Raw genomic sequence first — 14,220 nt, forward strand, 5'->3', positions numbered from 1 at the left:
AGACAGATAAATAGGTCAAAACAATAACTGGTACTATCTCTGAAAGGATAGGCAGTAGAATGTATCCCTAGCGGGCAGCAGTCAATGATATAATTCTTTTTAATGCCCAGATAGGAGAGCTGATTCGAAACTATAATCAACTGTTAAATAAAAGAGTAAGCATTACAGGTTATCTAGGTAGCGGCAATATAAAGATGGGTAATCCCTTCGACCGTCAGGATGAGACTATAGAATTTAAGTAGGTATTCTATGTAACCAATATTATCGGTTGGGATTATATCTGTGGCGATGCTACTAATGATGAGGAAGAAGTAGTTACTACTGATGTTTATCTTTGGGTTCGGGCTTCACAATAAATTATCTCAAAGTCGTCATTATATATCTGTACTTACTGAAATACCTTAAAGCAGCCCATTCAGGGCTACTTATTGTTTTTTGTTCTAAAGTAGACGAAATTTATTACGGTTAATTACCCAATAATTATAAAATTTAAAAAATAATGCAGGACTTTCAACCAGCTTATTTAAAATCAATAAAGTACTAAAGTGAGTTTTAGAGCAACAGAACTATTCTGAATAGTCTTGTTGCTCTTTTTTGATTATATTAATAATGTTTATAAAGTTATTGATAGATTTAGAATCGAAATTTTTCACTTGTTGTAATAAAAGTTGTAAATCTTTACGATCAGATATTATTTCCCACAATTTGAAAAGTTCTTGATTTTCAGATATAACTTCTTTAATTTCATCAGCAGTACGTTTTTCCTCAGTATTACCTAACAAATAATCTATAGACACATTAAAATATTCTGCTAATTCTATGGTTAGATCTATATCTGGTTTTCTATGGTTATTTTCATAATTAGAAAAAGTAGTTTTGCTGCGATCAAATTCATCTGCTAATTTCTCTAATGTTAGTCCTTTTTCTTTTCTTAGTTGTTTAAGTCTCTGACTAAAATTCATTTATAACACCTCACTATTATTAATTATATAAGATTTTTAATATTAATTGAATACTAGTTTTAAAAATGTGTAAATAAGTTTACAGAAATAGAATAATCCCCTTGTAATTTCCGTTAATGTATACTATAATGTAATTAATAAAATGTGGAAAGGAGGAGTGGATATTGGAGCAGACAATAAATAGAAAATTAAAAGCAGTATGAGCAGAGATTAGAATTACACAATAAGAAATAGCTAATCATATAGGGATATCAAAGAATTCATATTGTTCGAAAGAGAATGGAAAATTGATTTCAAAGAATCAGAGATAAATAAAATATTAGAATTTTTTCCTAATAAAAAGTATGAAAATATTTTTTGGATCAAAGTTCACATTTATAAAATATTATTGCCATGCTAGAAGATAAGTATTCAATGAATTAATTATTTCTGCTAAATTAATAAGATAAAATTTTTTAGCTTTCTTATTTAGGGTCTTATAGTTGCACTTGTGTATCTATATTTTGTAATTACAACTAAATTTCTATATATTATGATTATGAATAGAAAAGAGGTGAAAAATTAATGCGATTATCCTTTAAATTTAAACCTAATTTAAGCCATAAACAATTAGAAATAGTTAAAGAACTATCTTGAGCATTGTAGTAAACTATATAATATAGTCAATTATAAAATAAAAAATGGTGAAGAAATTAAACTACTCTTTACCAAACTAGAAAATAATTTTAAAGGAAAGAAGGTGAACTAATTGAAGTTAGCTAAGTATTTTATTCATAAACCTAATAAAACTCAACAAATTGTATTAAGTTGTTTAGCTTATGCTAGTGCTAGGTTATATAATATCGGCAACTATCAACGCAAAAAATGGTCTAAAGATAGTGATAATGATTATCCTGATTGGTATAAACAAAAAAAGCAATTAAAAGAAAATTTTTGGTATAAAAATTTACCTTCTCAAACAGCACAGGAAACACTTAAAATTTTAGCTGATAACTGGGATAGTTTTTATCAAAGCATTGAGGATTATCAACATAATCCTAATAAATATACTGGTGAACCTAATCCACCTAATTATAAACCTAAAGACAGTAAATTTAACTTCCGTTATCTCAATAATGGTTTTAAAATTATTGATGGTAAGTTAAGATTATCTATTCCTAAACAGTTAAAAAAGTATCTAAAAGAGGAATACTCTATTACCAACAAATTCTTATGGATAAGAGTGCCTAATGAGCTGTTATCCAGTAATAGAGATGTCCTTAACTCAACTACTAGAATTGAGTTTAAACCTTTAAGCGATGATACTTATAAGGTAATTTTAACTTATAAAGTAGATACTCCTACTATTAAAGAAGATAACGGTAATTATTTAAGTATTGATCTAGGCATTAATAATCTAATGACTTGCTACAGCAATCAAAATCAAGAAAGCTTTATTATTGATGGCGGACAGTATTTAACTATTAATCGTTACTTCGATAAAGAGATCAAACATTATCAATCTATTGTAAACGGACAGGGTAAAAAGACTTCTAAACGTATTCAGAACCTATATAAAAAGCGACGCAAACAATTATTTCACCTAATTCATAGTGCAACTAAAAAAGTAGTTAATTACTGTGTTGAAAATAATATATCTAGAGTAATCGTTGGTGATATTAAAAATATTCGTGATAATGCTGACCTAGGTAAACAGACTAATCAAAAGCTCCATAAACTACCTTTTGATATTATCTATCACCAGCTAGAGTATAAACTTAATTTACAGGGGATTACTTTAATCAAGAAGAGTGAAAAATATACCAGTCAATGCAGCCCTTACAGTAAAAAAGTAACTAAGAAATATGCCGATAAGTCTAATCGTATTAAACGCGGCTTATATGTAGACAAAAATAATAATCAAGCCTTTAATGCCGATAGTGTAGGTTCATTTAATATCTTACGCAAATACTTACAGCAGCGACGTAAAGGAAAAGATATTACTCTGCAGGTTAAAGGTTTATCAAATCCAGTTAAATATAGCTGGAATGATCATCAATTTGCAGCTTAAAAGTAACTCCAAGTCCAGTATTAACTGGATAGGAGTAGTGGCGTTGGACACGTCGAATGGGTAACTTGCTTGATGTTACGGGTAACTCCCATAAAAGCAGGCGACCATGAAGCTCGGTATTTCAATGCCGAGTAGTTCACTTTTGAGTAAATTAACCACAGCTTTAATTAAAGATGGAGTAATGTACATATCAGTTAAATATGGCGATCAGGAGATTAAGCGGGATGATGGCAGATTATTTAATTATTATAATGATGACACCTTCTTAAAGCTGCAGGAAAAAATTGAGAATTTAAAAGTACTTAAGATGTGGAAGACAGTTGATGTGAGACAGAATAGAGAGGATGAGTACTGGCTTAATGTGTTAATGAGAAAGAAATAATAAAGTTGTTACTTATTTATCATTGGAATGGCGGCTGATTCTAAATAGCCGTCATTTTTTTATTTTTCATTCATGAAAAACTCTCTTTTCTAATATTGATAAATAAGTGTCTCCCAGTTTTTTAATTATCAAAATTTGGCTTATTATCATAGAATATTTATAATTAGGTTTGTACGACAAGGTCACAAGGGAGTCAGAGTTTGTCAAATAGCTGTCGAAGCTAGGGCAGGCTACAAAGATTATTATCTGAATTTTCAAACAAGGAGGGGCTATTAATATGCCGGTTCTTTTTTGTAAAATTAATTTGATGGAATATTATGAAATCTTTGGTTCTATAATTCAGAAAGGTTTTCACTTTAAAAGTGGAGCAGAGCAGAGAAAAGAGGAGACTAGTTTCTTAAAGTCAGGTCCTTATTATAGAGGTTGGATACCGACAGGCGGAGAGTCGATTCCGATTGAAGAGTTAGGTGCAGCCAGAGGAGATACAGCTATCGATAATATTCTTGTGGTCTGGTTAGCCGAGGATTTAAGAGATAACCAGACTAAGATTATAGGTTGGCATGAGCAGGCAAAGGTTTATCGTGATTATATAAATGCTCCCGATAGGCTGTATAATATTGAGGCTAGAAGGGAAGATACTACTTTCTTACCTTTAACAGATTGGGACTTTACTGTTTCTTTAGTAACTGACTGGGAACAGGAAAGAAGAGGTAGGGGCTGCTGGTATTCTGTTGGAGGAAATAAAGATTTAGTAAGGGAAATCAAGGATTATATTGCCGACTATAAGAAGACTAATCAGGTCCAATATATAGATGATCGATTAAATGATATAGAACGGATCTGGAGGTTAGAACAGATGCTAGAAAAGAATTACTCCCTGCCGGAAATAAAATTTTTAGTTGAGAGCGGAATTGATCTTAATAGGAGATTAGAAGATAAGTATACCTTATTGATGGTAGCAGCCCAGTGTAATGATGATCCGGAAATAATTACTTCATTAGTAAATAACGGTGCTCATATACAGGTAGTAGATAAATATGGAGAAACAGCTTTAATCAAGGCCGCCGGCTGGACAGATAATCCAGAAGTAGTTGATAGATTGATATTCCACGGTGCCAGAATAGATTATAGTGCGGGAGAATGCGGATATACTCCCTTAATAATAGCTGCTGCCCGAAATAGTAATCCCGAAGTAACTGCAGAACTTGTTAAACAGGGAGCTGATATTGATCAGACAACCGACTTTGGTTTTACTCCCTTGATGGCTGCAGTTAAGAATAATTCTAATCCTAAGGTAGCAGAGAAGCTGTTGGATTCAGGGGTGGATGTTGGAGATAAAATTAATGGTCAAACTGTAGCTGATTTTGCTGAGAAGGATATTCTGCTTAGAAATAGTGATGTCTATTTTAATAATATTAATATGCAGGCATGAGGCACAGATAAGCAGTGCTGGTTAACCAGCACTGCTTATCTGTTTAATCTCTTTCTTTATTTCTGTAACTGCTTTAGGTAGTGCTTTTTTAACCGGAGAAGAAAGCTGAATATTGAGGCTTAGATCCAGCGGTTCTATACCGTAGATGATTACTTCAATTGGAAAGCCGGTTCGTGCTCTAGCCAGTTCAATAACATCAGGCAGCGAGAAGCCGTGGGCGTCCTTTCTTGTTTCACCCTTTCTCTCAATTTCATCTAATGTAAAGCGGTAGATGCTGCCTGGCCCTTCTCCTCCATAGACTGCATCGATACCAATAATAATTTTGGAATTACTTATTTTCTCTAAGTAATTCATTGGTGAAGTTCCAACTTCTAGTAGCGGTACTTCTTTAAGCTCTTCATTCTCCTTAAGCTTTCTTAGAATCTGGATTCCTATCCCATCATCAGACTTAATTAGACTACCCATTCCAATAACTGTAAGCTTAGATTTAGGTTTCATCATATTTAATATTTATGGAGTAGAAAACATAATATGATTTAAGAAGGACAGATATTAAGGAGGAGTTTGATGGAACAAGAAGAATTCGTCGATCTTTGCCAAAAATTAAAGTCGGCTGAAGATTATACTCTATCCCAGGAAGTATTATCAGCAGTTAACGAGTACCAAACAGATAATAGAGAGAAACTGCCAGTAGTCTGGTTGGAGACAAATGACAGCGGGGATAATAATATTTCGGTTATGAATACTACCTATCCCTATTTAGGCCAGGTGTTTGAAGACTTGATTGATTTGTTATACAGCAATACCTTTATGGCAGCCCAGGGGCCGGATGCCTTTGCTGTCTTGCAGCGGGCAGCAAGAGAGCTGGCGGGAGAGTTTGTTCTAGTGATAGAAGGTGCGGTTCCTATTAAAGATGATGGGCTCTACAGCGTAGTAGTAACTACTGATGAAGAAAGGATTACTGCTCTGGAAGCAGTAAACTGGTTAGGGAGACTAGCCCGAGAAGTAGTGGCTATCGGCACCTGTGCCAGCTTTGGTGGAGCCAGTGCAGCCAAACCTAACGTCTCCGGCAGTGTTCCGGTAAGTGAAGTATTAGACCGACAGGTAATCAATGTCAGCGGCTGTCCTGTCAATCCTGACTGGTTTGTAGGGACGCTAGCCCATCTGTTGATGTACGGCAGACCGGAGCTTGATGATTTAGGGCGTCCTCTTTTATTTTATGGTTTTACTGTTCACCGCCACTGCCAGCGCCGTTCTTACTTTGATGCCGGTGTGTTTGCTGAGAAGCTAGGCGATATTGAATGTATGTTCAGCCAGGGCTGTGTAGGGCCCAGAACCGGAGCCGACTGTCCTTATCGGCAGTGGGTTAATCATGTTAGCTGGCCGGTAAAGGCCAATACTCCTTGTATTGGCTGTACTACTCAGGAGTTTCCTGATGGATCATCACCCTTCTTTGTCCCTCTACCAGACAAGAATAATCAGGAGCGGGAAAGAAGAGAAGAAGGTACAGCGGCTGACCAGAGGGGAGAGATTGATTATGACTAGAGAAGAGATTAATTTCAGTCCAGTTACCCGGCTTAGCGGGCTGCTTTCGGTGGATGTAATAATGGATAATCTACAGGTAGTAGAAGCCGATGTTAAAGGAAATATGTTCCGCGGTTATGAAGAGATTATGGGCGGGCGGCAGGTAAGGGATGCTGTCTATATGACACAGCGCGTCTGCGGTATCTGTTCTCTGGCCCATGGTGCAGCTGGGAGCTATCTGCTAGATGAGTTATACGGTAATGAAATATCAGAGACGGCACAGTATCTGCGCAATATAATGTACGGTGCTGATTTTTTACAGAATCATATTCGCCATTTCTATCTATTCAGTCTGCCTGACTTTGTTGATCTGCCCAATGAACCTCCTTTTCAGGATCAGAACTTAACTGATGCCCGGCTAAATCCAGAGGAGAATCAGCGCTTGATTGAACATTATTATGATGCTATTGAAGCCTCGCAGGAAAGCCACCAGATCTTAGCCTTATTCGGCGGTAAGGCTCCTGAACAGCATAGCTTTCTTGATGGAGGAGTAGCTGTAGCCCCTACAGTGGATAAGATTAATCAGGCTAGGGCTTTAGTTGATGATATCTATGAATTTGTAACAGGAGCTATGCTGCCGGATACCCAGTTGATTGCTGATGTCTATAATGATTACTTCGATATTGGTGTTACTCCTAAACGTTTGCTTTCTTTTGGTCTCTTTAGATTCGGTCCCAGAAATGAAGAGCTTTTGTGGAAAGGCGGAATCTTAGAAGATAATAGTTTGACTCCACCAGAGTTGGACTTAATTGAAGAAACAGTTATTAACTCTTGGTTTGAAGATGAAGATGGCGATGGTGAAGTAGAGCCTAATCCCTATAAGCCCTATGCCTATAGCTGGATTAAAACAGTCCAGTACGGCGGAGAGTTTTTCGAAACCGGTCCTCTAGCTCGAATGCTGATTAACGGTTTCTATGAAGGTGGAACATCGACAATGGACCGTATTTTGGCCCGGACGATAGAAACAGTCAAGATTGTTGCTTTAATGAAGAAGTGGCTGGAAAGATTAAATCTCCAGTCTGAAGCACCGATTAATCAGAACCAGACTCCAGTTAAGAGTGAAGCAGACGGTATTACTGGTGCTATGCGCGGGGGGCTGTTACACAGTGCCAGCATTCAAGATGAAGAGGTGGTTGAGTATGATATCATCACGCCTACTGTCTGGAATTTTGCTCCTAAAGATAGATTCGGCAGCCGGGGGCCAGTAGAGAATGCTATAGTAGGAACAGAGATTCCAAGAGAGGATGAGATTTATACAGTATTAGGCCGGATCATCCGCTCCTTCGATCCCTGTATTTCCTGCGGAACACATGTGCTTGACTCGCAAGGTAATCTCCAGGGCAAGAAGATCTTTGGACTACAGATGGGGGATTAGAATGCATGAGATGTCAGTAGTAGGCCATTTATTTGAAATTATAACTGATTATGTAGCTGAATATGAGCTGGAAGAGATTAATAGAGTGGTAGTTAGAGTTGGTAAGCTAACCTGCATCGAAGAATCAGCCTTTCAGTTTGCGTTTGATGTCTGTGCCGAAGGAACAGCAGCCGAAGAAGCCGAGTTAGTGATTAATAGAGTCAAAGGAGATGAACTTTTATTAGATAAACTGGAGGGATCATAAAATGGAACTGATTGAAGTTAAAGAGGATATACTCCATAAGAATGATGAACTTGCCGCTAATAACCGCAAATTACTGAACAATCACGGGGTGTTTACAATTAATCTAGTCGGATCCCCCGGAGCAGGCAAGACTGCTTTATTAGAAGAGTTAATAGCTAGACTCAAAGATAAGATCCAAATTGGGGTTATCGAAGGTGACCTATATACTACTAAAGATGCAGCCCGCATAGAAGCCTATGATATTCCAGTAATCCAGGTTAATACCGGCGGTGCCTGCCATCTAGAAGCGGCTATGATTAGAGAGGCTTTGAATGAACTTGATCTGGCTGAGCTTGATTTATTGGTGATTGAAAATGTAGGTAATTTAGTCTGTACTGCTTCCTTTGATCTCAGTGAGGATCTGAAGATAACAGTTTTGAGTGTTACCGAGGGCAGTGATAAACCCAGAAAGTATCCCATTATCTTTCGCAAGTCTGATCTGTTAGTGGTTAATAAACTGGATTTATTGGAATATACCGATTTTTCTTTGGCTGATTTGTACGTAGATGTCAAAGCTTTGAATGATGAATTAGAGAGCTTTGAAATTTCATGTAAGGATGGTAGCGGTATTGCTAAGTTCTGTAATTATTTATTCACGCAAGTACAACAGGTAAAACTAGCAAGGAGTAATTAAGATGGTAAACCAGAGAAAGCTAATTCAAGTGCAGGGCGTAGTCCAAGGAGTTGGTTTTAGGCCGTTTATTTATAAGTTAGCTAAAAAGCATGGATTAAATGGGAGGGTTAGTAATACTTCTAGGGGAGTTGAGATTGATATTGAAGGGGGAAAGAAGAATATAACAGATTTTATATCTGCTGTGAAAGACCAACCTCCTCGGCTGGCTAAAATAGAAAAGATAACAACTGAAGATTTACCAGCAGGCAAGTATAAAAACTTTCAGATTGCAACAAGTAAGAGTGAAGATGATACTTTAACTTTAATCAGTCCCGATGTATCCCTCTGTCGAAAATGTAAAGCAGAGATCTTAGAAGTTAATAATCGCCGTTATAAGTATCCCTTTACTAACTGTACTAACTGTGGACCGCGGTTTTCTATTATCAAAGATCTGCCTTATGACCGCCGGCAAACAACTATGGAACCATTTAAAATGTGCCCAGAATGTAGAGCAGAGTACCATAATCCCGAAGATAGGCGGTTCCATGCTCAGCCTAATGCCTGTCCTGACTGTGGCCCTGAGGTCTGGCTGACAGATAATGAAGGTAATGAATTTGAAGTTGAGCAGCCTCTAGAAGAGAGTGGGAGATTGCTTAGGCAGGGACAGATTATTGCAGTAAAAGGTTTAAGCGGTTTTCATTTGATCTGTGATGGAACTAACCAACAGGCGGTTGTTAGATTACGCCGAAATAAATCAAGGCCTAATAAGCCCTTGGCGGTAATGATGGATAGGATAGAAACAGTAAAGGAGTACTGCCAGGTAAGTAAGCTTGAAGCCGATATACTGCAGGGAATCAGAAAACCGATTCTATTATTGGAGAAGAAAGGAAGCAGGCTTCCTTTCAATATAGCTCCTAATAATAATTCCCTAGGTGTAATGCTGCCTTATACTCCTTTACACTGTCTCTTATTTAGTGATCAGCTGCAGATTTTAGTCGTTACCAGTGCTAATCAGAGCAGTTTGCCTCTTGAGTATAAGAATCAATCGGCTCTAGAGAATTTAAGGGAGATTACAGATTACTTCTTGTTACATAATCGCGAGATACATCTACCGATAGATGACTCAGTTGTTGAGGTAATGGCAGGGAAAGAAAGGATAGTTAGGCGTTCACGCGGCTATACGCCTCAGCCAATTGAGATATCAGAGCTAGCGGACAAGGATACTTTAGCCTACGGTGCCCACTTTAAGAATACATTCTCGATTTCTAAAGGAAGACTTATTTTTTTAAGCCAGCATATTGGAGATCTGGATAATCTGGAAACTTATCAACGCTTTAAAAGAGTACTTAATCATTTTAAGGAAATATATGAGATTGAACCGAAGATTATTGCCTATGATCTCCATCCTGATTATCCAGTATCCAAATTTGGACAGCATGAAGTCGGCAAAAAGGCTGCTGTTCAGCATCATCATGCCCATATAGTCAGCTGTTTGGCTGAAAATGGAGTTAATAAGCGGGTGATTGGTGTTGCTTTTGATGGAACAGGATGGGGGACTGATAATAGAATCTGGGGCGGAGAATTTCTGCTCTGTGATTATAATGATTTTCAGCGAGTCGGTCGGCTTAATTATGTTCAACTGCCCGGAGGCGATAGAGCAGTTAAGGCTCCCTGGCGAATGGCCGTCAGTTATCTATTTAATACATATGGAGAAGAACTAGACTGTTATTTAAGTGATAATTTAGCCGAGAAAGAGCTAAGATATATAATCAATATTTTGAAACATAGAATTAATTCGCCTCAGACCTCCAGTATGGGGCGACTATTTGCTGCTGTGTCAGCCTTAATTGGACAGCGGGAATCAATAACCTATCAGGGACAGGCAGCTGTGGAGCTAGAAGCAGTGGCTGCTAAAGAGGCGATGGAGAGTTACGCTTACGAGATTGAAGATAGAAAAGAAGGCTATGTCATCAATACAGATAAGATTATTCGGGGTATAGTTACCGATCTGAAGCAAGGAACTGCCAAACAAGTAATAGCTGGTCGGTTTCATGCTACTGTAATTGGTTTCTCCTTGGAAGTATGCAGCTTACTTAGGGATAGATATAATATTAATAGAGTTGCTTTAAGCGGGGGAGTCTTTCAAAATGAGATTATCTTTACTGGGCTATATAATCGGTTAATTAAAGCGGGCTTTGAAGTCTATACTCATAGCCGGGTGCCCTGTAATGACGGCGGTCTTTCTCTGGGGCAGTTAGTAATTGCTAATAATCAGGAAAGGAGTCAGACTTAATGTGTATAGCAGTACCGGTAGAGATTATAGAAGTTAGTGGTTCTACTGCTGTGGCTGAACTTGATGGAGTTAGAAAGAGAATTAATGTTGAGTTAGTTTCTGAAATTGAGGTTGGTAATTATGTTCTGCTTCATTCTGGCTGTGCAATCGAAAAAATAGATCAGAAGCAGGCTGAGGATACACTTAAACTACTTAGATCTTTAGCTGTTGATAGGTAGTGATTGGAGGTAGGTATGATGGAATATATAGATAAGTTTAGGGATCCCGAGTTAGTTAGGGGATTATTAAAGAGGATAACAGCTAAGGTAGATAGCAGAGTAAGAATTATGGAAGTCTGCGGTACCCATACCAGGGCTATCTTAAAGAGCGGGATTAAGAATCTACTCTCTGATAATATAGAATTGATTTCAGGACCAGGCTGTCCAATCTGTGTTACTTCTTCAGGTTATATAGATGCGGCAGTTAAATTAGCGAGTAAGGAAGAAGTTATAGTTGCTACTTTTGGAGATATGATGAGAGTACCAGGTAATGAGATTTCTTTACACCAGGCTAAAGCTAGCGGTTGTGATATTAGAGTAGTCTATTCACCGCTAGATACAGTCGAACTGGCCCAGCAGAATCCTGACTCTGAGGTTGTCTTTCTGGCTTTAGGATTTGAGACAACAGCTCCTACTATTGCTTTAAATATTAACCAGGCTGCAAAACTGGAGCTGCAGAATTACTCTATTCTATCTTCATTAAAGACTATGCCGGGAGTAATGGAGAAATTGGCTGCAAGTGATGAACTTAATTTAGATGGGTTTATCTGTCCTGGCCATGTGAGTACAATCATAGGTGCTGAACCTTTTGAATTTTTAGCCTATCAATATAATCTGCCGGCTGTGATAGCAGGCTTTGAACCGGGTGATATTCTTTTAGGATTATACCAATTATTAGAAATGGAAGCAGCAGGGATAAGTAGGCTTAAGAACCAATACAGCCGGGTAGTTAAATATCGAGGAAATAGACAGGCTATAGATAGAATTTATAATATCTTTACTAGAACTGATGCTTTCTGGCGGGGAATGGGCAGTATAGAAGACAGCGGCTTGAGATTAAAGGATGAATATAGGCAGTTTTCGGCTAGAGATAAATTTGGGATTCAGATTTCAAATCGAAAGAAGCCAGAAGGCTGTATCTGTGGTGAAATATTGAGAGGAATTAAAAAGCCAGTAGATTGTGAACTATTTGCTGATAGCTGTACTCCTGAAAGTCCAATAGGTCCCTGTATGGTATCTTCGGAGGGAGCCTGTGCTGCTTATTATCAATATCAATAAGGAAAAGAGGTGAAGATTATTAGTGTCATAACTTTAGCCCACGGTAATGGAGGAAGATTGACTCATGATTTAATTGATAATCTATTTTATAAGTACTTTGGGAATGATATTCTGGCTCAGAAGGGCGACTCAGCCCTCATACCTCCTGTTTCAGGTCAGGTAGTGACTACTACAGATTCATTTGTAGTCAATCCTATCTTCTTTACTGGTGGAGATATCGGCAAGTTAGCAGTTACAGGAACGGTAAATGACTTAGTAATGAGCGGCGCTAAACCGCTTTATTTAACAGTTGGCTTAATTATAGAAGAAGGTCTGCAGTTTGAAAAATTAGAAGCAGTTATTGAATCTATCGGCAGAACGGCAGAAAAAGCAGAGGTTAAAGTAGTAACTGGCGATACTAAGGTAGTAGAGAAGGGCAGTGTAGACCAGATTTATATCAATACTACAGGGATTGGAAGAATTAGAGAGGAAGACCAGTTATCAGATGAGATAGAGACTGGAGATAAAGTAATTATTAATGGATCAGTAGGTGATCACGGGGTCTCAATTATGGCCCAGCGGGATGAATTAGGCTTCGAATCATCTATAAAGAGCGACTGTGGATTATTGGATTCATTAGTGGAAGATATTTTAGCAGAGAGTAATGGGGTTAAATTATTAACCGATCCAACTCGAGGAGGACTGGCTACTGCTTTAAAAGAGATTGCTAATCAGAATCAGGTAAGTATCTGCTTAAAAGAAGAAAGAATTTCTGTTAAGAAAGAAGTTAACGGAATCTGTGAAATTTTAGGGCTTGATCCATTATATTTAGCTAATGAGGGAAAAGTAATTATAGTGGCTTCTTCGGATGAAGCTGAAAGAATATTAGAAATCATGAAACGTCATCCTCAAGGAGAACAGGCAGAGGTGATTGGTACAGTAGTAGAGGATAATGGCAGTAGACTCTCTTTAGAGACTGAATTAGGCGGTACTAGAGTCTTAAGTATGTTGACTAATGAGTTGCTACCAAGATTATGTTAATTTAGAAATTCACAGTATAATGCAGGAGCTTCAATCTTTATCTAGAAATTTATTTTTGGTATTATAATTATTAAAGGAGGATTATCAATATGGAATGTAAAGTAGAAAAGAATAAAGAACACTGTAATTGTACCTACAGTCCCTGTCCTCGCAAAGGGAATTGTTGTGAATGTATTCAGTATCATCAGAAGAAGGATCAGTTGCCGGCCTGTTTCTTTCCAGATGAAGTAGAAAAGACTTATGATCGGTCTATCGAGCGCTTCATAGCATGCCATTCTGAGTAAGAGGGGGAATAAATTTGCGTTCATTTATAGCTGTTGATTTAGCCAATGAAGAAGTAAAGGATAAGCTAGTTGAGATTCAAAAAGAGATTAAAGCTTTACATTCTGGTAAGATTAAATTAGTAAAGCCTGAGAATCTTCATTTAACACTGAAGTTTTTAGGAGAGATAGAAGATACAGAGGTTGAAGAACTAGAAGAAATGTTGGAAGGATTTAAAGAATATTCTCAGCAGGAGATTAACGTTAGCGAGCTAGGAGTCTTTCCCCATTATGGATATATGAAAGTAATCTGGGCAGGCTTAAAAGAGAATGAGACTTTAAAGCAAATCAAGTCTGAATTAGAAGATAAGTCTGCTGAATTAGGTTTTGATAGAGATACGAAAGACTTTCATCCCCATATTACTATCGGGAGAGTTAAAAATATTTGGGCCAAGGATAAGTTAGTGAATAAGCTAAAAGAATTTGTAGATCAGGATTTTGGAAAACTAAAGTTGGATAAATTAAAATTGAAAAAAAGCACTTTAACTTCCGATGGGCCAGTATATGAAACTATAAGTGAAGTGGAATTAAATTAAATCTCTGGATTTTTCCAGAGATTTAATTTTTAAAATTGGAATTTAAAATTAAGG

General features: G+C 37.3%; 15 protein-coding genes and 1 pseudogene. 14 read left to right on the forward strand and 2 right to left on the reverse strand.

The genetic code is table 11. The annotated features are described in order from the left end of the window. Positions 1 to 566: 566 nt before the first annotated feature. On the reverse strand, positions 567 to 962 hold the full coding sequence (locus tag acear_RS03485; protein WP_013277641.1) for a helix-turn-helix domain-containing protein: 396 nt from the start codon (positions 960 to 962) through the stop codon (positions 567 to 569). Between the two features lie 564 nt (positions 963 to 1,526). Between acear_RS03485 and acear_RS12980 the strand changes: the two are divergent. The 4 genes and pseudogenes from acear_RS12980 to acear_RS12070 form a co-directional block, all read left to right on the forward strand. After that, a pseudogene (locus acear_RS12980) lies at positions 1,527 to 1,692 on the forward strand (RNA-guided endonuclease InsQ/TnpB family protein); the annotation flags it as partial. 18 nt (positions 1,693 to 1,710) lie between these two features. After that, positions 1,711 to 3,012 (forward strand): RNA-guided endonuclease InsQ/TnpB family protein, encoded by a 1,302-nt coding sequence (locus acear_RS03490; RefSeq protein ID WP_013277642.1) that lies wholly within the window; start codon positions 1,711 to 1,713, stop codon positions 3,010 to 3,012. A 106-nt stretch (positions 3,013 to 3,118) separates the two neighbouring features. Beyond that, entirely contained in the window at positions 3,119 to 3,394 is a 276-nt protein-coding gene (locus tag acear_RS03495; RefSeq protein ID WP_049772648.1) for a hypothetical protein, read from the forward strand. Positions 3,395 to 3,671: 277 nt separating this feature from the next. Further along, positions 3,672 to 4,826 (forward strand): ankyrin repeat domain-containing protein, encoded by a 1,155-nt coding sequence (locus acear_RS12070; protein WP_013277643.1) that lies wholly within the window; start codon positions 3,672 to 3,674, stop codon positions 4,824 to 4,826. A gap of 21 nt (positions 4,827 to 4,847) precedes the next feature. On the opposite strand, the gene acear_RS03505 is transcribed toward acear_RS12070, so the two are convergent. After that, positions 4,848 to 5,327: a hydrogenase maturation protease gene (locus acear_RS03505; RefSeq protein WP_083771324.1), complete on the reverse strand. Its 480-nt coding sequence runs from the start codon at positions 5,325 to 5,327 to the stop codon at positions 4,848 to 4,850. 66 nt (positions 5,328 to 5,393) lie between these two features. Here acear_RS03505 and acear_RS03510 point away from each other — a divergent pair, with 66 nt between their 5' ends. The 10 genes from acear_RS03510 (at position 5,394) to thpR (ending at position 14,166) form a co-directional block, all read left to right on the forward strand. Then, positions 5,394 to 6,371 carry a hydrogenase small subunit gene (locus acear_RS03510; protein ID WP_013277645.1) on the forward strand — a complete coding sequence of 326 codons (978 nt, stop codon included), beginning with the start codon at positions 5,394 to 5,396 and terminating at the stop codon, positions 6,369 to 6,371. Further along, entirely contained in the window at positions 6,364 to 7,785 is a 1,422-nt protein-coding gene (locus acear_RS03515; protein ID WP_013277646.1) for a nickel-dependent hydrogenase large subunit, read from the forward strand. The genes acear_RS03510 and acear_RS03515 overlap by 8 nt, the downstream gene beginning before the upstream one ends. Before the next feature lies 1 nt (position 7,786). Further along, a complete protein-coding gene (locus tag acear_RS03520) occupies positions 7,787 to 8,029 on the forward strand; it encodes a hydrogenase maturation nickel metallochaperone HypA (RefSeq protein ID WP_013277647.1) in 243 nt (80 codons plus the stop codon). Between the two features lies 1 nt (position 8,030). Continuing rightward, entirely contained in the window at positions 8,031 to 8,702 is a 672-nt protein-coding gene (hypB, locus tag acear_RS03525; RefSeq protein WP_013277648.1) for a hydrogenase nickel incorporation protein HypB, read from the forward strand. A gap of 1 nt (position 8,703) precedes the next feature. Then, the gene (gene hypF, locus acear_RS03530) at positions 8,704 to 10,974 is read left to right on the forward strand and encodes a carbamoyltransferase HypF (RefSeq protein ID WP_013277649.1); all 2,271 of its coding nucleotides are present in this window, start codon (positions 8,704 to 8,706) and stop codon (positions 10,972 to 10,974) included. Beyond that, positions 10,974 to 11,192, forward strand: a complete 219-nt coding sequence (locus tag acear_RS03535) for a HypC/HybG/HupF family hydrogenase formation chaperone (protein ID WP_013277650.1) — start codon at positions 10,974 to 10,976, stop codon at positions 11,190 to 11,192. The genes hypF and acear_RS03535 overlap by 1 nt, the downstream gene beginning before the upstream one ends. Before the next feature lie 18 nt (positions 11,193 to 11,210). After that, positions 11,211 to 12,290: a hydrogenase formation protein HypD gene (gene hypD, locus acear_RS03540; protein WP_013277651.1), complete on the forward strand. Its 1,080-nt coding sequence runs from the start codon at positions 11,211 to 11,213 to the stop codon at positions 12,288 to 12,290. A gap of 9 nt (positions 12,291 to 12,299) precedes the next feature. After that, the gene (hypE, locus tag acear_RS03545; protein WP_013277652.1) at positions 12,300 to 13,310 is read left to right on the forward strand and encodes a hydrogenase expression/formation protein HypE; all 1,011 of its coding nucleotides are present in this window, start codon (positions 12,300 to 12,302) and stop codon (positions 13,308 to 13,310) included. Positions 13,311 to 13,399: 89 nt separating this feature from the next. Beyond that, positions 13,400 to 13,594, forward strand: coding sequence for a DUF6485 family protein (locus acear_RS03550; RefSeq protein WP_013277653.1), 195 nt, complete (start codon positions 13,400 to 13,402; stop codon positions 13,592 to 13,594). A gap of 14 nt (positions 13,595 to 13,608) precedes the next feature. After that, entirely contained in the window at positions 13,609 to 14,166 is a 558-nt protein-coding gene (gene thpR / locus acear_RS03555) for an RNA 2',3'-cyclic phosphodiesterase (RefSeq protein WP_013277654.1), read from the forward strand. The last annotated feature ends 54 nt before the right edge of the window (positions 14,167 to 14,220 follow it).

Source organism: Acetohalobium arabaticum DSM 5501 (genome assembly GCF_000144695.1).
Taxonomy (GTDB): Bacteria; Bacillota; Halanaerobiia; order Halobacteroidales; family Acetohalobiaceae; genus Acetohalobium; species Acetohalobium arabaticum.